The organism is Psychrosphaera haliotis (assembly GCF_009728465.1).
Classification (GTDB): Bacteria; Pseudomonadota; Gammaproteobacteria; order Enterobacterales; family Alteromonadaceae; genus Psychrosphaera; species Psychrosphaera haliotis.
Genome location: NZ_WOCD01000005.1, coordinates 262,809 through 282,316 on the forward strand (window position 1 = coordinate 262,809; position 19,508 = coordinate 282,316).

A 19,508-nucleotide genomic window follows, 5' to 3' on the forward strand; every position below is an offset into this window, starting at 1 on the left:
CGTTTTTTTATGTCAAAAAGGTGATCAATGTTTTCTATAAAAATCCAACCTCGTTTTCAAGAAACCGATGCGTTAGCTCATATCAATAATACGGTCATTCCTGTGTGGTTTGAAAGTGCTAGGCCAGGTATTTTTAAGATCTTTAATCCTGAGCAAGACCTTGAGCAATGGAATTTAATCATTGCTAAGATTGAAGTGAATTATATTGCACAAATCCATTATAAACACGAAGTAGAAATTAGAACTCATGTCAGTAAACTTGGCCGTTCTTCTTTAAATATACTGCAAGAAGTGTGGCAAGAGGGGAAACGTGTAGCTTGGGGTGAATGCGTTATGGTAAAGTTTGATTATTCAACCAACTCCTCATCTGCTATTAATGACAACGAACGAGAGCAATTAGAAGTCCACTTAGTGGATAAAGAGCAACTATTGGCGCTGAGCTAAATGCGTACTGTGCCATTTAAGATACTCATCAAATGGCAGAGGCTTTGCAAAGTGATAACCTTGAAGTACATCAATGCCACGCTCTTTTAATAATGTAGCTTGCTTATCACTTTCAACGCCTTCAGCAACCACCTTCATATTTAGGTTTTTAGCTAAGTTAATAATGGTTTCCACAATACTCAAGCCCGAAGGATCTAACATTCTGTCAACAAATGATTTGTCAATTTTCAGCTCGTGTACAGGAAAAGCATGTAAATTAGATAAGTTTGAATATCCAGTACCAAAGTCATCTATGGAAAAAGTAAATCCCTTGTCGGATATCTCTGTCATTTGCTGAGCTGTTTTTGCAATGTCATGGGACAACATGCTCTCAGTGATCTCTAAGGTTACTCTACTGGCCGCGATTCCAAATTGATCAATAGTTGATTCTAAAGACTGTTTAAAGTTGGAAGCTCGAAACTGAGAGTGACTTATGTTTATCGACAACTTAAAATCAGCCGGTATGGATGAAGTACTTTCAAGCTCCATCAGTAGCTTACAAATATCTTCTAAAACAATATCTTGTAAACTTTGAATTAAACCAAATTGCTCAGCAATGGAAATAAACTCATCTGGTGGGATCATTCCTTTTGTTGGGTGTATCCAACGTATTAACGCTTCAGCGCCGGTAACTTCACCGTTTCCATTTAGTTGCGGTTGGAAAAACGCACAAAAGTCTCTATTTTCTATTGCTGTTGATATCTCAGATTCAAATGTAAGTTGTCGTTCTAACAAGGTTTGTTGTTTAGGATCGTAATAGCTATAGCTATTTCCACCTTTACGTTTTGAATTATACATGGCGGTATCGGCAAACTTCATCACATTTTGGGCGTCAGTGCAGCCGTCTATAATACAAATCCCAATACTGCAGGAAACCTGGAATACCAATTCTTCTATTTGAAACTTCTCTTGGAAAGACTCTTGAACTTTTTTAGCCACCATCGCTACTTCAGACTGTGCTTGTTCAATAGTTCTACCGGTATTTTCCACAAGAATAACAAACTCATCACCACCAATTCTCGACAGAACATCAGACTTGCGTAAACTTATTCTTAATCGCTCGGATACATCCTTTAAAAGTTTATCTCCCGCAGAGTGCCCTAATGAGTCGTTAATACGTTTAAATTCATCTAAATCTAAGAATAATATCGCTCCAAACTCATTAGACACTGATTTACTTTTTACCGCCAATTCTAAACGCTCGTTAAACATTCTTCGATTAGGCAGTTGAGTCAATGGGTCGAAATAGGCTAGTTCTTTGACTTTTTTCTGGATTTGTTTTGCGGTGGTGACATCTCTAGCCATCCACAGTACATGTTTTGCCGACTCTTTCTCGTCCACGTTATAGTGTATAGGGGTTATTCGTCCTTCAAATAGCGCGACTCCATTTTCACCTTCAATAGAATACTCATACTCTTGAGTTTCGTCGGTTTTAAGCGCAGTAGTTATAACGTTCATTATCTTCTTTGCGTCATCAGCCGGAAATATATCGTTCACATTTTTGTTAATGATTTCCGTCGCAGATATGTACGTTAAGTTACTTGGAGAGCCATGCACATCCTCATATACACCTGTTTCGTCGATAATAAGCGCCAAGTCTGGCATTACTTTTACAAATGCTTGAAACTTTTCATTACTTTTTTTCAGAGAATCGAATTGCAACTCAGACTTTTGTCTAAGCCTAACGGCAATTAATACAGCAGAAGCCAATTGACTATAAAATCTTATGAACTCAGTTTGTCTGGGGCTTACGTATAGCTTTTCTTTTGAGAAAATAACTAACAGGCCAATAAGCTCGTTCTTATCAATAAGGGGAACATCAACACTAAATAACAGGCTATTTTTTTCAATTGTTTGGGTATCTGGTGCAGTAAGCTGTTCAATTTCAAAGGAACGGTGGTTTAATAAATCTTTATTTTTCAACTCACTTACAGACGAATGATCGTAACCAAAATGACTTAGTGGAGTATCGTCTAAGTCGTTTAGAGATTGAATATGATTGTGTGGGCAAGCGACTATATATAAATTGCTTTTTATAACTTCAAAAACCGCGCATTGAATATCGCTAAAGCCAGATACTAGCTCTAAATTTTGGCAAATTTTATTCAAAATAGCTTCATCAGACTGACCATTAGCTATCTCGGACAAAATGTTAACATCTTGAAATAACAAACTATTAAGTTGTTCAATATTCACGAATTACTATTGGACCATTTCGACTTTCCATACCATGATTGTATTGCACTATTAGCGAGTGTCAACGTCTAAAAAAGAGCCTTATCTATAGAACCAACGGCATTCTCTTCAATAGCTCGCTGCCTTTCAGCTTCAGTAAGTATTCCAACTAAAGGCGTTCGCCTTCTATATTTTTTCATTTGATGCGAGTCTTCAAGAATGGCATTTTTAAAGGCAATTGAATCATCAATTACCTCTAACACACTAAGCCAAGTCAGATACTCTCCATACCTCATACGGCCTGAATTTCTGCGGCTATCTAGGGTATTCTGTATTTGTTCTAGGTAGCTTCTGTCGCCTTTTTCATTAGCAGCAATTAATTTATCTGCGATGGCTGCATGTATCACCAAGACTTGCTTGTCGATTAAGGCTTCTTTAAAGCCTCCTTTCGAAGAGTGTGTAACGCGACTTTGTCTATTTGAGTTTAGTTGTCGTTTGTACACAATTTCTCCTCACCAGTCATCAATCGTCAATCGTTAATCGTTAATCGTTAATCATCATATGCTTTACTAGTCCGTACTTACTTTGTTAGAAAAGCGAAAAGGTTTAGATTCTGTTGGCACAAGAGGAATAAGTTGGCTTGCGACAAGACTACATACAGCAAAGCCCGCGCCTATCATAAATACTAATGTGCTTGAATATAGCCATACCATGCCAAGTAAAACAGGAATTATAACTGCTGCAATATGATTAATAGTGAAACTGACAGAGGCAGTTGCCGCGATGTCTTTTTGATCCGCTATTTTCTGGAAATATGTTTTTATGGCAATGGCCAAAGCAAAAAACATATGATCAATTACGTATAGCGCAGCTGCGAGCTCAGCCGTTTCTACCAAGGCATAACCGACAAATACAAAAATCAATCCAACATACTCAAATGTTAAAGCTTTTCGTTCGCCTATTTTGCCAACCCATTGTCCAATTTTGCTAGCAAATAACAGGTTGAATATATAGTTAATACCAAACAAGAGGCTAATTTCACCTACCGAGTAGCCAAACTTTTCTACCATCATAAAGCCAGCAAATACCATAAATATCTGTCGTCTTGCGCCACTTAAAAAGGTGAGGACGTAATATAATGCGTAGTTCTTCTTCAAAACTATTTTTTTAGTTTGTACATGCGGCTGTTCATACGTTGGAAAGCCAAAATAAAGCAATACGGTGACCAAAAAGCCTATTCCACCAGCGAGTAAATAGGTTGTCTTGTATGAAACATCAAACCAATCCATCAATAGCCAAATCCCGCCAAACGCTAATAAGGATGCAAAGGACTTCATTGCCAACGCTTTACCTAAAAAGTGCGCCGACTCTTTTTTATCAACCCACTGCAAGGTTAAACTTTGCTGTGTAGTTTCGTAGTAATGAAAGCCAACCGACATAATAAACGTAGTGGCATATAGCCCATATTCTGTTGGGAAATAGCCTGTGAAAACGCGACACCAATACTGAGCACGCCAATAGAATAAATGGCAAAGCGTTGTTCTTTGATAAAGGCTAGAATATAAATAGCGGTAAATGCCAAAAAGCCTGGAATTTCTCTAATTGATTGCAGCAGCCCAATTTCAGCCCCAGTAAAAGCGGCTTTTTCAATAACAAAGTTATTTAACAGCGTGGCCCACACTGAAAACACAAATGGCAAAATAAATGCCATGGCCAATAAAAAAATTTTAGGGCTAAGACGGTTCACTGCAACTCCAGGAGTTAGTTAATGCTAGGTAATATTATGGGTTTTATTTGTATGCTCTATTTTGGCATAACTCAGATAACCTTTGGCTATACTGTACTTATACCTTAGTTATAACCTCGTTACTTCGCTGTTTAGTTCGGTTACAAAAAAGCCGCGACATAATCACGGCTCTTTCAATACTCAACAAACGTTTAAACGCTTATTGATTAAAACCCATTACTTAAAGGAGTCTTGTAACGGCGGAACTACCTGCTTTTTACGACTTAAAATGCCGTCAATCCAAACACGATTCTCAGTCAGCGTTACATCAAATGCTTTTTCTATTACGCTAGTATCATCTGAAACGACCAATAATTCTGATCCTTCTTTCATGATATCTGTTAGCAACAAGATAACCGAGTGACGGTTGCCTTCTTCTTTTAAAGACTGCAGATCAGCATGTAAGCCATCTTTCATTTCGTCAAGCATTGCTAAGTCAATAACTTCCAATTGACCGATACCAACTAGCTGCCCTTTCATATTAAAGTCTTTAAAGTCTCTTAATACTAGGTCACGCGCTGGCGTACCTTCTACCGCAGACTTAACCTTAAACATATCCATGCCTAGTTCTTGGTAATCTTCAATACCAGCAATTTCAGCGAGTGCTTCAACACATTTTTTATCAGCAGTTGTACACGTTGGTGATTTAAATAAAACCGTATCACTTAAAATAGCCATCATCATTGCACCAGCAATGTCTTTAGGAATTTCGATGCCTTCAAAGTCATACATCATTTTAATAATAGTATTAGTACAACCTACAGGGCGGATCCAACACTCTAGTGGCGTTGATGTAGTGATATCACCCAATTTATGATGATCAATAATGCCCAAAATAGTCGCATCATCAATATCGTCAGGTCCTTGAACACGGTCAGAGTGATCAACAATATATAAACTTTCGCCTGCATAGCTTAATTTTAATTCTGGTTTTTCAAAACCAAAACGGTCAAGTATGAACATAGTTTCTGGCGATAGTTCACCTAAACGAGCAGGTACTGTTGGCTCACCCAATTCAGTTTTTAAATAAGACAATGCGATAGCTGAACAAATTGAGTCCGAATCTGGAACCTTGTGGCCCACTACATAATTTGGCATAGAACACCTTTAAATCGTTGATTTTTAAGCCGCTGCCTAATGACTTTACAAAAACAAAAGGCGCTGCGATAAATGATAGTTTTGATGGCGTGAATTATAACCAAACCAGCGTAGAATTCGAGTGTGAATTAGCGAAATTCTATATTTACTCGTTGTAACTAAAAATGAGGAAAAACCAAGGTGACGTATTCATTGCTCAAATACGCCACCCTGATTTTGAGGAACGCGGTTTAATTACTGGTTGTGATAATCCAAACAGATTTTAACTTCTTGTTTAGAACCAAGAATAACTGGCACTCGTTCGTGCAATTCGGTTGGCTGTAAATCAAGGATGTTTTGTTCGCCAGTCGATACTAAGCCACCAGCTTGCTCTACTAACATGCCCATTGGGTTTGCTTCATATAACAAGCGCAATTTATTTGGCTTTTCTGGGTTATCAGTATGTGCCGGGTAGGTAAATATTCCGCCACGACACAAAATGCGGTGCACGTCACCAACCATGCAGGCAATCCAACGCATATTGAAGTTTTTACCACGGATACCCGCTTTACCATCTAGGATATCGCGGATATAACGTTGCATTGGTATATCCCACTTATGCTGATTAGAGCTATTAATTGCAAACTCTTTGGTTTCTTCAGGGATAGCAATGTTATCTCGGGTTTTTAAGAAAGAACCGTGGGTTTTATCTAACGTATAAAAATCAACACCTTTACCGGTGGTTAACGCTAGAATCGTAGATGGACCATACATAACATAACCTGCAGCCACTTGGTTACGGCCAGGCTGTAAAAAGTCTTGTTCGGTAATTGGCGTACCATCTAACTTATCTTCTGGTACTGGTAAAATAGAGAAAATAGTACCCGTTAAACTATTCACATCAATATTTGAGCTACCATCAAGCGGGTCAAAGGCAACTAAAAAGCGACCGCCATGCTCGCCTTCAACAATATAGTCCTCTTCTTCCGACGCTATAGCTCTTACAAAACCAGACTCAAGCAACATGTCTTTAAGTAACTGATTAGATAGTATGTCTAACTTTTTTTGTGTCTCACCTTGTATGTTTTCATTCAGGGTTGAACCAAGCACGCCAGACAAATCAGCTTGTCCCACACGAAAAGAGATATCCTTACAGGCTGCCAAAATGGTTCTGATCAGTGAGATCAAATCTAATTCCACGCCATCTTTACGCAATTCAGGTGCGAGTCTTTTCATTGTAATTAAAGCCTTTTATCTAATTTTATTGCCAATAGGAAACACTTAAAGGCAAGTTAATAAACTTTCACATCAAACACTAATTTAAAAGTGGGAGTGCGTTTTTATGATGCCGCTATTCTAACCAATTTTTAAGCTGAGTTGCAGTATTTTGGATCAAATTTATGAAAACATTCAATACAACTTACAGAGTTTACTTTTCATCTTTAACGTTTAACCTTTTTAGGCCAACTTAATTATCAGCACTCGTTAAGTTATTGGTTCACTTCATTATGAATCTGCGGCACACTAAAATAGTATAAATAAGAGTCAAGCTACTAAAACTTATATGGTTTCGGGAATAACTATGAAAACAATTCGTCTTATAACAAGTATAACCATCATTTTTTGCTGTTTTATGACAGCCAACGCCGTTGCGAGTGTTAAATCAATTGCAGACTTTACTAACGGTATGCTTAAGGTTGATGGGTATTTTACGTTCTATTATGACAAACAAAATGACCAACTCTTTTTGCAAGTAGACCAGCAAAACGAACCATTTTTATTTCAAAGTAGTCTTCCTCGAGGCTTAGGCTCTAACGATATTGGCTTAGACCGCGGTCAGTTAGGCTCCACGCGAGTCGTTCAGTTTGAAAGTTATGGCAATAAAGTGCTTTTAACTCAGTTGAATATGGATTATCGCGCTAATAGTGATAACAGAGCCGAGCAGAAAAGCGTTGAAGAGGCTTTTGCGAAATCAGTAATTTACGGCTTCGAAATCAAAGCAAAGGATCGTGGCACAGTTATAATCGACTATACGCCATTCTTGTTGAGTGATATTCACGGTGTTGCAAAAACACTCAAATCGAGAAAACAAGGAAGTTATAGACCGGTAAAAAATAGAAGCGCTGTTCACTTTGCAAAAAGTAAGTCATTTCCTAAAAATACAGAGTTAGAGTCTATTGTTTCGTTTACTGGCACAAACCCTGGACAATACGTTAGACAAATAGCACCAGACAGTGAAAACATCACCGTTCACATGCATCACTCCCTTATCAAATTACCAGACGACAAATACCAAGCTAGACGCTTTCACCCATTCAGTGGTTACTGGAGTATTAGCCATAAAGATTACGCCGTATCTCTTGATGAAAGTATGGATGTAAAAGTTATTCCTAGGCACCGTTTAGATAAGAATACACCTATAACCTACTACCTAGACCCAGGTACACCAGAACCAGTAAGAGCAGCATTGCTAGAAGGTGCAAGATGGTGGAGCACAGCGTTTGAAGAAGCCGGTTTTAAAGACGGGTTTATCGTTAAAATGCTACCAGAACATGCAGATCCTATGGATGTGAGATACAACACCATTCAATGGGTTCACCGCGCGACAAGAGGCTGGAGTTATGGCTCTTCCGTTATTGATCCAAGAACCGGCGAAATTATTAAAGGTCACGTTACTCTTGGTTCGCTGCGAGTAAGGCACGACTATTTACTGGGGCAAGGGCTCACTGGGCCATTTAATGATGGAGCAGAGTCAAACACAGACAAGATTAAAGAAATGGCCTTAGCTCGTATTCGTCAGCTAGCGGCCCATGAAGTTGGCCATACTTTAGGTATTGCTCATAACTTTGCTGCTTCTGCAAACAACAGAGCGTCTGTTATGGACTATCCGCATCCATTTGTGGAGCTAATAGATGCCAAAATCGACTTATCAAACGCGTATGCAGAAGGCATAGGCGAGTGGGATAAGTACGTTATTAAATATGGTTACCAAAAATTTGAAAACCCAGAACAAGAAGCCAAAGCCTTAGCATCATTAATTAGCAGTACGCAGGATAAAGGCCTACTTTATATGTCTGACTCGGATGCTCGACCAAGCAGTGGCGCACACCCAACCGGCCATCTATGGGATAACGGCAAAGACGCCGCCGCAGAGTTAACTCGAGTAATGCAAGTGAGAGGCGTCGCATTAAAAAACTTTGGTCTTAATAACTTGGCATTTGACCGACCTATTTCAGACTTACAAGAAATCTTGATGCCAATCTATTTTTATCACAGATACCAAACCACTGCCGCGGTTAAACTGATTGGCGGTGTAAATTATGACTATGTAGTGAAGGAACGCGACAGCAAAAGCAGTGCAACAAATGCGAGGCCGGTAAGTTTTGAGCATCAATCACAAGCTTTATCTGCTTTGTTAGCTACTTTGCAAAACGAAAACCTAACCTTACCTAAATCTATTATTAGTTTAATTCCACCTAAGGCATATGGTAATTACCGCAATAGAGAGAGCGGTCCCACGAAAACGGGATTAGCTTTTGATCCGGTGACACTCGCGTCAGCCGCTGCAAACCATACATTATCCGCATTACTAAATAGCGCTAGGCTCACTCGAATAGCACAGCAATCTAACCTGAATAGTAAATACTGGACGGTAGGTGAGTATTTACAAACAATATTACAAAATACTATAAAGCAACCGTCAAGCGCCGGGCTAAACTCCGCGGTTCAGCAACGAGTTAATGCTGTTACTATTGAACTGATGATGAGTCGTTTGCTTGCTGAGTCTACTCCTATTGAAGTAAAGAGTGATTTATTCAATGAGTTGTCGCAGCTAAATGAGTGGCTTAAAAAAGAGTCCCATAACGCAAGTTCGGGCCAACGAGGCTTTTACCGCCTACTCAGTCATCACTTATCATGGTATTTTGAACATAGAAAATGGCTACCCTTGGTAGATCTCAGTACAATGCCACCAGGCTCTCCAATTTAAGCAGTAGTGTATTATGCATATTCATATTTTAGGTATTTGCGGCACCTTTATGGGCGGTATTGCCGCCATCGCCAAACAACTAGGTCACAAAGTCACAGGATCAGATTTAAATGTTTATCCGCCAATGTCGACTCAGTTAGAGCAACTTGGCATCGAACTAACTAAAGGCTGGGATGAGGCACAATTTAAGTCAGAACCTGATTTAGTCATTATTGGCAACGCTATGTCTAGAGGGAACCCTGCCGTAGAGTATGTATTGGCACGAAACCTAGCTTATACCTCAGGTCCAGAGTGGCTTAAGCGGGAAGTATTGCAAAATAGATGGATAGTTGCAGCATCAGGAACCCACGGTAAAACAACCACCTCGGGAATGGTAGCTTGGCTATTGGAATCCTGTGGAATGAACCCTGGTTATTTGATAGGTGGCGTACCTGGCAATTTTGATGTTTCCGCGAGATTAGGTGACAGTCCGTTCTTTGTTATAGAAGCCGATGAATATGACACCGCGTTTTTTGATAAGCGCAGCAAGTTTGTTCACTACCTTCCTAAAACATTGATCATTAACAACCTTGAGTTTGATCATGCCGATATATTTAAAGATATTGAGGCGATTAAAACGCAGTTCCATCACTTGATGAGAATATTGCCTAATAACGGTTTGCTGATCACTAATCCTGAAGATCAATATATAAAAGAAACCTTAGAAATGGGCTGTTGGAGTCCAATAGAAAGCGTTGAGGCCTCAGGTAAAACTAAATCAACTGCGGCGCACTGGCAGGTAAATGTCATTCCTAATGAGCATGGCCTTAAAGATGGTAGTCACTTTGAAGTTCTATTAAACGGTGAAAGTATTGGTACGGTGAAGTGGTCTTTAACGGGCTTACACAATATACATAACGGTTTGGCCGCTCTTGCCGCTGCCAGACATTGCGGCATGGAAATCACACACTGTGTGCAGGCGTTAAGTGCTTTTACTAACGCAAAACGCCGAATGGAAGTGCTACTCGAGCATAATGATATAACACTTTATGATGACTTTGCTCACCACCCTACCGCCATTAAAACCACGTTGGAAGGCTTAAGAGCTAAAGTAGGCAGCAATAGAATAATTGCGATTTTGGAGCCTCGCTCAAATACCATGAAGATGGGTGTTCACAATTCAACGCTTGCGTCTTCATGGCAAGATGCTGACGAGGTCTTGGTTTTAAATACAGATAAAAACTGGTCACTTGATTTAGCTGAAAATCAAACACACTTAAATATTTTCAACAGTATAGATGCTATTATCCAGCATGTGGTTGAACTCTTAGAGCCTAATGACCATATTGTTGTCATGAGTAATGGCGGTTTTGGTGGTATCCATCAAAAACTTAAGAATGTAATTTTACAGCAAGGCTAATCGTCTTTATGACTGAACAAAGTAGCAACACTTTTAATAGCACCTCAGACAGCTCATTTAATAGTTCTGAGTTTGATCGCCGTATAACAATTGCGATGACTGGAGCCTCAGGTGCGCCTTATGCATTTGAGCTTATTCAACAGCTCGTTGATAAAACATCCAGATTTATCTTTTGCTTTCATCGGCTGCAAAGGTAGTTTTAAAAACCGAAATGTCGTTAGACATGCCAAGCGCACCGACTCAGTCCACACAATGGTGCCAAACCCATTTTTCAGCAAAACCAGGTCAAGTTATAGTGCTTGGCAAAGAAGAGTGGTTTAGCCCGCCAGCGTCAGGCTCAGCAGCGCCAAAACAAATGGTAGTGCTGCCCTGCTCTACCGGTACACTATCGGCAATAGCAACTGGCAGCTCAGACAACCTAATTGAAAGAGCCGCTGACGTAGTGATAAAAGAACGGGGTCAATTGATCCTTGTACCGCGCGAAACACCATTTTCATCTATTCATTTAGAAAATATGCTGAAATTGTCTAACCTAGGTGTAACAATTATGCCTGCGGCACCGGGTTTCTATCATCATCCCAAAGAAATTAAAGACCTTGTTCAATTTATGGTTGCTAGAGTCATGGATCATTTAAATATTGAACAATCACTAGTTCCTAGATGGGGCTATACTCGTTAATCAAATATACAGAGAAACTTGAATTCTATGTTTGCATTAGAAATAAAAGATTTAAAAAAGACCTATCAGTCAAAAAACAGAACGGTAGAGGCTTTAAAAGGTATTAATCTAACGGTGGAAGAAGGCGACTTTTTTGCACTGTTAGGCCCAAATGGCGCTGGTAAGTCTACGACTATTGGTGTGATTAGCTCATTGGTAAACAAATCTTCAGGAAGCGTGAAAGTATTTGGCCATGACATTGACTCCAGCCTTGAAGACGCTAAGTCTCATATCGGTTTAGTACCGCAGGAATTTAACTTTAACCAGTTTGAAACGGTGCTGCAAATTGTTGTTAACCAAGCTGGATATTATGGCGTAGAACGCAAAGTTGCCCTTGAGCGTGCAGAAAAGTACTTAAAACAAACTGATCTTTGGGAGAAAAAAGACTCTCAAGCTCGCACATTATCTGGCGGTATGAAACGACGACTAATGATAGCAAGAGCCTTAATGCATGAGCCAAAGCTATTGATTTTAGACGAACCAACCGCTGGCGTAGATATAGAAATTCGACGCAGTATGTGGGATGCCCTGCAAAAGCTTAATAAAGAAGGCATTACCATCATTTTGACAACCCATTATCTTGAAGAAGCAGAAATGCTTTGTCGCAATATTGCGATTATTGATAAAGGCGTTATTGGTGAAAACACTTCGATGAAAAGCCTTTTGTCTAAATTGAACGTGGAAACTTTTGTACTAGATACCGCCGAGTTTGACAAAGAACCAACAATTGCTGGATTTAATACAAATATTAAAGACAACCATACTATCGAAGTGGAAGTACTTAAAGAGCAAGGCTTGAACAGTGTATTTACTCAATTAACAGAGCAAGGTATTCAAGTTCTAAGTATGCGAAATAAAGCCAATCGATTAGAAGAGTTATTTGTTCGATTAGTAGAAGACGGTAAAAAAGGAGCAAACGCGTAATGGGCAGTTATTCAGTAGCGTTAAGAGCTATATTAATAAAAGAGTGCACTCGATTTCTAAGAATATGGGTTCAAACCCTAGTGCCACCTGCTATTACGATGACATTGTATTTCGTTATTTTTGGTAATCTAATAGGTTCTAGAATTGGCCAAATGGGCGGATTTGACTACATGTCTTTTATTGTCCCGGGTTTAATCATGATGTCGGTGATCACTAACTCGTATTCAAATGTGGCAAGTTCCTTTTATAGTGCAAAATTCCAGCGAAACATTGAGGAAATGCTCGTAGCACCGGTTCCAAACTTTGTCATTGTACTTGGCTTTATTGGCGGCGGAATGTTGCGAGGTTTGCTGGTTGGCTTAATCGTAACGTGTGTATCGCTATTGTTTGTTGATATTCAAATACACAGTGTACTTACATTAATTATTACTGTGCTAATGACCTCTATGGTGTTTTCCTTAGCTGGGTTAATTAACGCTATTTTTGCTAATTCATTTGACGATATCTCAATTATACCTACTTTTATTCTAACCCCACTGACTTATCTTGGTGGCGTTTTCTATAGCTTGAGTTTATTGCCTGAGTTTTGGCAGTCTGTTTCTAAAATAAACCCAATTGTATATATGGTTAACGCTTTTAGGTACGGATTCCTAGGCGTGTCAGATGTTGACCTTTCAGTCGCTATATCAATGATTGTGGGCTTTGTAGTTATATTCTTTACAATTGCGATGACACTTATTAACAAAGGAATTGGAATACGCAGCTAAATATTTATTTTTTAGTTTGCCTTGTTGAATTGGATTCTTTGTCTAAACTTAAGTCGTTACAAGTAGTTATGGTTAAATTACAACCAGACGAACATTAAACAGCCCTTTATTATTAAAGGGCTAGCGGCAAGCGCCGATATACTAAATGCTCTCGACAAAACAATAGGTAGATGAAGTGTGAATAAATTTCAAAATCTCAGCGTTTTCATTAAGATTAATGTCATTACATTAATTGCATTAATTGCACTGATTATTGTAATTGTTTTAAATGCCCTAGCGAGTCAGGAAAACAATAAAAATATTGATGATCTAAAAGATCGTCGGTATCAAATCGCTAAAATATCCACAGCTAATTCATTTATCATAAATCGTATTGATGAGTTGTATAGCCAAGCCGTCTCGTTTGGAGATGAAGAGCTAATTTCAAAAGCTAATGAAGAATATCAAGTTCTTAAAAGAATATTGAAAGCATTCTTAAATTGGACCGAGCCAATCGTGCGAAATTAGAAACTTTTGAAGAAACCCTTGATCAATACAATACGATAGCTCAAGAAATAGTTACCTCTTTCTTGAGCGGAGATGCCGACTTCTCTGTCATTCAACAAAAGTCTTCTGAAAAAGCAGAGTTGTTTAAACAACTAAATGACAATTTAGAGCAATATAAATCCCAATCAGACCGTGAGTATGTCGAGCTTGCAGAAAATGCAAAAGAACGGTCTGAAAATACCATAATGCAAAGTATTGCAGTCTCAGTGGTATTAGTAATTCTTATTGTACTGCTTGGTGTATTCATTGGTCGTGTTATACGACAAGCAGCATCAGATGCTGCAGAAACGCTAGGTGAGCTTGCTAAAGGCGATGGCGATTTGAAATCAACGCTAGACGTTCGAAGCGAAGATGAAATTGGCCAAATGTCGAAAAACTTCAATGGTTTTATGGAAGTACTAAGAGCCGCAATCAGTGACGTAATGGCTGTAGTACAACCGCTTTTAGATAATTCCACTCGATTAATACAACGTATGGAAGTTGCCGAATCCGCAATGCATAAGCAAAGTGAAGACTCGGAGATGGTTAAACAATCCATGGAAGAGATGAACCAAAGTGTTAATGAGATTTCTAACTCAGCTAATGAAGCAGCAGTAGCAACGGAAAACGCAGAGAAACGAAGCCAATCAAAGTTTAGATATCTTGAACCAGTCAATGGCGGTATCTCAAGCTCTAAACAACGAGATTAAAGGTGCATCTTCAGTTATCCATAAGTTAGCGCAAGACACCCAAAACGTTAATCAAATTCTAGACGTAATAACGTCAATCGCTGAACAAACAAACTTACTGGCCCTTAACGCCGCAATTGAAGCTGCGAGAGCCGGTGAACAAGGTCGAGGTTTTGCGGTTGTAGCAGATGAAGTCCGAGAGCTAGCTTCAAGAACATCAAAATCTACAACTGAGATTCGAGAGTTATTAAATGCGTTAACGGAAGCTGCAACAGCTTCAGTTGACTCGATGGAAAGTGCAAGTGCTCAAGCTGAGCGCAACGAAGAATATGCTGCGCAAACAGGCAAGTCCGTTAATAAAATCGCTGGACACATTAATACGATCAACGGTTTAAATACTCAAATAGCGACAGCTACTGAAGAGCAAACTTCTGTTGCGAATACGGTAATGACAAACGTGAACGATATGAACCAGTCAATTGGTAGCTCTCTTGAAGCGTTGGATGGTATTAGGGACGTATCGAAGAGTCTCCATACACTGTCTGATGATCTACTTGAAGCGGCGTCCAAATTTAAGCTTTAAGCTGCAATTATTAGATTTGATAAAAAAAGGTCGCTCAGCGGCCTTTTTTGTTTTCTATTTCGGTGTTCATTTTGATAGACTTTAAAGCCAAATTTGCTTCCTCACATTAATGGATTCCCTCTCAATGAATTTGGCTCAATCTGTACTTGCTGTAAATGATGATCTTCCTATCAAAACAAACTTACCTGTACACAGCGGTAAAGTCCGATCTGTATATTGGTTAAAGGCTGAAGATAGCCAACGCCTTATTGCTGAGAAGAACTATGACGTAGAGCCCAATACACCGCTAGCAATTATGGTTATTAGCGATCGTATCTCAGCTTTTGATTGTGTTTGGCATGGTGAAGGTGGATTACAAGGTGTACCAGGTAAAGGTGCAGCACTAAATGCAATTTCAAATCATTGGTTCAGCTTGTTTAAGCAACATGGTCTTGCTGATAGTCATATTTTAGATATCCCTCACCCTTTTGTTTGGATAGTCCAAAAAGCAAAACCAGTCATGATAGAAGCCATTGCTCGGCAGTACATTACAGGCTCTATGTGGAGAAGCTATGAAAAAGGCGAACGCGAATTTTGCGGTATTACTCTTCCAGAAGGATTGAGCAAAGACCAAAAGCTACCAGAAAAACTCATTACGCCATCAACCAAAGGTATCTTAAAAGGTATACCTAATGTGCCTGAAGCTGATGATGCCAACATTGCGAATAAAGATATTATCGATAATTTTGATGCCTTTAATTTTAAGTCAAAAGAAGATGTTAGCCTTTATCAACGTCTTTTACTGGAAGGTTTTGACTTAATTAGCACAGAGCTAGCAAAAATAGATCAAACATTTGTAGATACAAAATTTGAGTTTGGCTACGTTAAAAATTCTGCTGGTACCGATAAGCTAATTTATATGGATGAAGTAGGCACACCAGACTCTTCGCGTATTTGGGATACGGCAGAATATAACAATGGCAATATAGTAGAGAACTCTAAAGAAGGCTTCAGACAGATGCTTTTGAATCACTTCCCAGATCCAGATATTTTACTTAACAAAAATCGTATGCCAGAGCGTGAAGCGTTGGCAAAAAATAACGCACTACCCGCAGAAGCTTTAATGGACGTTTCTAGAACATATAGAAACATAGCTGAGAAAATTACAGGTCGCACAATTCAATTATCTGAAAACCCAAAAGAAGAAATCATCAATATCCTTAAATCAGATTTTGATTTAATAAAGTAACCACTGTAAACCTTAGCAAAGGCATGTTTTTAATAACAATCCTCTATTGAGAGCATGCCGTTTTAATAAAAATAATTACTCAATATCGCTACATCTATTTATTTTTTGCCTACAGTCAGTAATGTCAGTACACTGGTTATGAGCGATTTTATTGGGGTATTTATGCGATTCACTTTTTTTTCAGTCTTGTTGTCTTTCAGCACCTTATTGTTAGTTAGTAGCTTTTCCGTCAGCGCTGCTACCTCTCATAAAGTAGACATATTAGTGCTGTCTACTGAGCATCAATCAGTTCCAAATGTAGGCATATCGTTAATACCTACAAATATTCCAAAAACCGGTTACGCTACTGCACCGGAACCCCAAGTAGTTCAACAAATTGATACGCAATTCTCACCTCATATTTTAATGGCTCAAATGGGTGCGGAAATTAGCTTCCCAAATGCGGATAATGTAAAACACCATGTTTACTCCTTTTCTGAAGCAAAAAAGTTTGAGCTTAGGTTATACAAAGAGGAGAAGCCAGAGCCCATTCCATTTGATAAAGCTGGAACCGTAACTCTGGGCTGTAATATACATGACTGGATGTTGGGGTATGTTTATGTGGTCGATACCCCTTACTTTGCTAAAACTAATGAATCTGGTTTTGTTCAACTAGAATTGCCAGCCGGTGACTATGAGCTTCGACTACACAATCCGTTATTGCAATTTGAAGACAGTGAGCTTATTAAGACAGTTAAAATAACTGACAACAAAAATATTACAATGTCATTAAAACAGCCTCTATTGAGAGCTACCGACGGTTTTGACGAAGGCGATGAATTTGATGCTTATTAATTTTCGCTCGTTACAAAATCGTAATTTTTTCCTTTTCCTGTTCGCGTTAATTATTACGGTTAGTTCCGTTCTAGCCGTTACTTTACAACAAACCTATGAGCACTCGACTAAACAGATTGATGCTCAATTTGAAAGCTCACATTCTGTGCTTCTTTATCGCTTAGAGTCTGAAGCGGTAGGTCTAAATAGAGGTTTAGAGGCTGCAAGTAAAAACTTTAGCCTAAAGAGCTTAATTTTAGGCGGAAAAAAAGATCCAACATCTCTTCAAGTGGCATTGGTTAATTATCAGAGTCGTCTTAATTCAGATTTCATGGCAGTTATTGATCAAAATAGGCAACCCGTTGTTAGCACGCAGATATTAGAAGAGCCTATGGACATAGGTCCACTAAATAATAATTTGCGCTTCGGTCTAATTAACGGAAACCTATACTTAATATCAATACAAGCAATTAAAGAAGTAGAACGGATCCCTAAACCAAACGCCTATATAATCGCTGGGTTAAACGTTTCTAGCTTATTTTCTAAAGATATAAAGTCCATTACTAACTTTGAATTAAGTGTGCGTTACGCTAATACAGTGCAAGCAAGTACGATTGATAACGTACAACCAGAACAACTAACAAGTGCGTTTACGGACTTAGTGCCGTTAACTGCTAGCTCTAAAATAAAGAACTCAAACTTAGTTTTTTTAGATAACAAGCCAAGTATCTCTTACCAATCATACCTAGGTGAACTAAATGAAAAACCTATCAATGTATTCTTTACACTTCCTGAGTCAAAAGCTCACCTAAATTATGACCAACTGATTCTTCAACTCTCTGCGGCCATTGCCATTATTATGGTATTAATCTCTTTTTTAACCTTCTCATTTTCTAAAAGCATTGCGAAACCTCTTCGTCTACTGGCAAACGTAGCCAATCAGATTAGAAAGGGAGAATATCCCGTTATTGAGCACGATAAGACATTGTCAGAGGTAGAAACCCTATCATTTGCATTAGCAGGTATGCAGAGCGCAATCCAAAAACGAGAAAAGGAAAACCATAAGCTAGCCTATTATAATCCTTTAACTGGATTGCCTAATAGGATCTACTTTTCGTCGCAAATCAAAAAGCAGATTGCAACATATGAAAATCATACATTCGCGGTACTTTGGATGGATGTTGATCGCTTCAAAGACATTAACGATACGTTGGGTCATGAATTTGGCGATGAAGTCATAAAAGCAATAGCGAAGCGACTTGAAGATAACGCTCAACGAAACATGTTTTTGGCTTATTTAGACGGCGATGAGTTTGCTGCTTATATCGTCATTGAAAACGAACAAGAAGCCTTGGTCGCTGCAAATCAAATTGACCACCTTTTTGATCGTCCTTTTGTCGTAAACGAGATCGCGCTAGATGTCTCCGTCAGTATTGGTGTTTCACTTTACCCTAATGATACAAAGGTTAGCGAAAAGCTGATGCAATATGCCGACATCGCTTTGTATGAATCTAAAGAACAACACCACAGCGTTACAAGATATAAAGAGTCTAATAACAAATACTCTGTTGTTAGATTAAGCTTAATGACGGAATTAAAACAAGCAATTGAAGAAGGCCAACTCACTCTAAACTATCAACCTAAAATAGATGTCGCGAGCGGGAAAGTGGTAAGCGTTGAATCTTTGGTTCGGTGGAAACACCCTGAGCATGGTTTTATATTTCCGGATGAGTTTATACCTCTTGCAGAACAAACAGGTAATATTAGGCACCTTACTCATTGGGCTATTGAAACGGCACTACAGGAACACGTTCGTTTAAGAGAGATCGGTTTTGACATTAAGATGGCCGTCAATATCTCTGCCGTTGATGTCTCTGATTTGGAGCTTCCGCCTTTTGTCAGCAATCTATTAGAAAAGTACTCTGTAGCTCCAAGCTCATTAATTCTTGAAGTCACTGAGAGTGCTATTATGTCTGACCCAGACAAAGCTATGCTTGCATTAAACATGCTTAAAAACATGTCAATCAAGCTTTCAATCGATGACTTTGGCACTGGCTATTCTTCTATGGAACAACTAAAAAGAGCACCTGTAGATGAGTTAAAAATAGATAAATCATTTGTATTAGATTTAGCTACCAATAAAGATGACTTGATAATCGTTAAGTCCATTACTAGCCTAGCCCATAACCTAGGCATGACAATAGTAGCTGAAGGCGTAGAAGATAACGGCAGTTTAACCGCATTAAGAAAACTGAATGTTGAAACTGCACAAGGGTACTTCATCAGCAGACCGGTAGAGGCTCACATTCTAGAATCCTGGTTACAGGATAACAACGGTGTATTTAAAAGTTAG

At 38.9% G+C, this 19,508-nt stretch carries 15 protein-coding genes and 2 pseudogenes; 12 read left to right on the forward strand and 5 right to left on the reverse strand.

Annotated elements, in window-relative coordinates:
• The first annotated feature begins 27 nt into the window (after positions 1-27).
• A complete protein-coding gene (locus GNP35_RS11710; RefSeq protein ID WP_155696286.1) occupies positions 28-444 on the forward strand; it encodes an acyl-CoA thioesterase in 417 nt (138 codons plus the stop codon).
• Here the strand turns inward: GNP35_RS11710 and GNP35_RS11715 are convergent.
• The 5 genes and pseudogenes from GNP35_RS11715 to GNP35_RS11735 all read right to left on the reverse strand — a co-directional run bounded on the left by GNP35_RS11715 (position 427) and on the right by GNP35_RS11735 (position 6,757).
• Entirely contained in the window at positions 427-2,679 is a 2,253-nt protein-coding gene (locus GNP35_RS11715) for an EAL domain-containing protein (protein WP_155696287.1), read from the reverse strand. The genes GNP35_RS11710 and GNP35_RS11715 overlap by 18 nt on opposite strands.
• Positions 2,680-2,747: 68 nt before the next feature.
• Entirely contained in the window at positions 2,748-3,161 is a 414-nt protein-coding gene (locus GNP35_RS11720; RefSeq protein ID WP_155696288.1) for a hypothetical protein, read from the reverse strand.
• 66 nt (positions 3,162-3,227) lie between these two features.
• Positions 3,228-4,369 (reverse strand): annotated as a pseudogene (locus GNP35_RS11725) (MFS transporter).
• A gap of 252 nt (positions 4,370-4,621) precedes the next feature.
• Positions 4,622-5,542: a manganese-dependent inorganic pyrophosphatase gene (locus GNP35_RS11730; protein ID WP_155696289.1), complete on the reverse strand. Its 921-nt coding sequence runs from the start codon at positions 5,540-5,542 to the stop codon at positions 4,622-4,624.
• 234 nt (positions 5,543-5,776) lie between these two features.
• Positions 5,777-6,757, reverse strand: a complete 981-nt coding sequence (locus GNP35_RS11735; protein ID WP_155696290.1) for a class 1 fructose-bisphosphatase — start codon at positions 6,755-6,757, stop codon at positions 5,777-5,779.
• Positions 6,758-7,103: 346 nt separating this feature from the next.
• Here GNP35_RS11735 and GNP35_RS11740 point away from each other — a divergent pair, with 346 nt between their 5' ends.
• The 11 genes and pseudogenes from GNP35_RS11740 (at position 7,104) to GNP35_RS11780 (ending at position 19,508) form a co-directional block, all read left to right on the forward strand.
• Entirely contained in the window at positions 7,104-9,509 is a 2,406-nt protein-coding gene (locus GNP35_RS11740) for a zinc-dependent metalloprotease (protein ID WP_196492507.1), read from the forward strand.
• A gap of 13 nt (positions 9,510-9,522) precedes the next feature.
• A complete protein-coding gene (gene mpl, locus GNP35_RS11745; RefSeq protein ID WP_155696292.1) occupies positions 9,523-10,908 on the forward strand; it encodes a UDP-N-acetylmuramate:L-alanyl-gamma-D-glutamyl-meso-diaminopimelate ligase in 1,386 nt (461 codons plus the stop codon).
• Positions 10,909-11,003: 95 nt separating this feature from the next.
• A pseudogene (locus GNP35_RS11750) lies at positions 11,004-11,587 on the forward strand (flavin prenyltransferase UbiX).
• Between the two features lie 27 nt (positions 11,588-11,614).
• Positions 11,615-12,550: an ABC transporter ATP-binding protein gene (locus GNP35_RS11755; protein WP_155697131.1), complete on the forward strand. Its 936-nt coding sequence runs from the start codon at positions 11,615-11,617 to the stop codon at positions 12,548-12,550.
• On the forward strand, positions 12,550-13,317 hold the full coding sequence (locus GNP35_RS11760) for an ABC transporter permease (RefSeq protein WP_155696293.1): 768 nt from the start codon (positions 12,550-12,552) through the stop codon (positions 13,315-13,317). The genes GNP35_RS11755 and GNP35_RS11760 overlap by 1 nt, the downstream gene beginning before the upstream one ends.
• 177 nt (positions 13,318-13,494) lie before the next feature.
• Positions 13,495-13,824, forward strand: a complete 330-nt coding sequence (locus GNP35_RS15820; RefSeq protein ID WP_230961428.1) for a hypothetical protein — start codon at positions 13,495-13,497, stop codon at positions 13,822-13,824.
• Positions 13,797-14,552: a HAMP domain-containing protein gene (locus GNP35_RS15825; protein ID WP_230961429.1), complete on the forward strand. Its 756-nt coding sequence runs from the start codon at positions 13,797-13,799 to the stop codon at positions 14,550-14,552. The genes GNP35_RS15820 and GNP35_RS15825 overlap by 28 nt, the downstream gene beginning before the upstream one ends.
• Positions 14,518-15,114: a methyl-accepting chemotaxis protein gene (locus tag GNP35_RS15830; RefSeq protein ID WP_230961430.1), complete on the forward strand. Its 597-nt coding sequence runs from the start codon at positions 14,518-14,520 to the stop codon at positions 15,112-15,114. Before GNP35_RS15825 ends, GNP35_RS15830 begins: the two co-directional genes overlap by 35 nt.
• Positions 15,115-15,238: 124 nt before the next feature.
• Positions 15,239-16,342 carry a phosphoribosylaminoimidazolesuccinocarboxamide synthase gene (locus GNP35_RS11770; RefSeq protein ID WP_155696294.1) on the forward strand — a complete coding sequence of 368 codons (1,104 nt, stop codon included), beginning with the start codon at positions 15,239-15,241 and terminating at the stop codon, positions 16,340-16,342.
• A gap of 162 nt (positions 16,343-16,504) precedes the next feature.
• A complete protein-coding gene (locus tag GNP35_RS11775) occupies positions 16,505-17,176 on the forward strand; it encodes a methylamine utilization protein (RefSeq protein WP_155696295.1) in 672 nt (223 codons plus the stop codon).
• The gene (locus GNP35_RS11780) at positions 17,166-19,508 is read left to right on the forward strand and encodes a GGDEF domain-containing phosphodiesterase (protein ID WP_196492508.1); all 2,343 of its coding nucleotides are present in this window, start codon (positions 17,166-17,168) and stop codon (positions 19,506-19,508) included. The genes GNP35_RS11775 and GNP35_RS11780 overlap by 11 nt, the downstream gene beginning before the upstream one ends.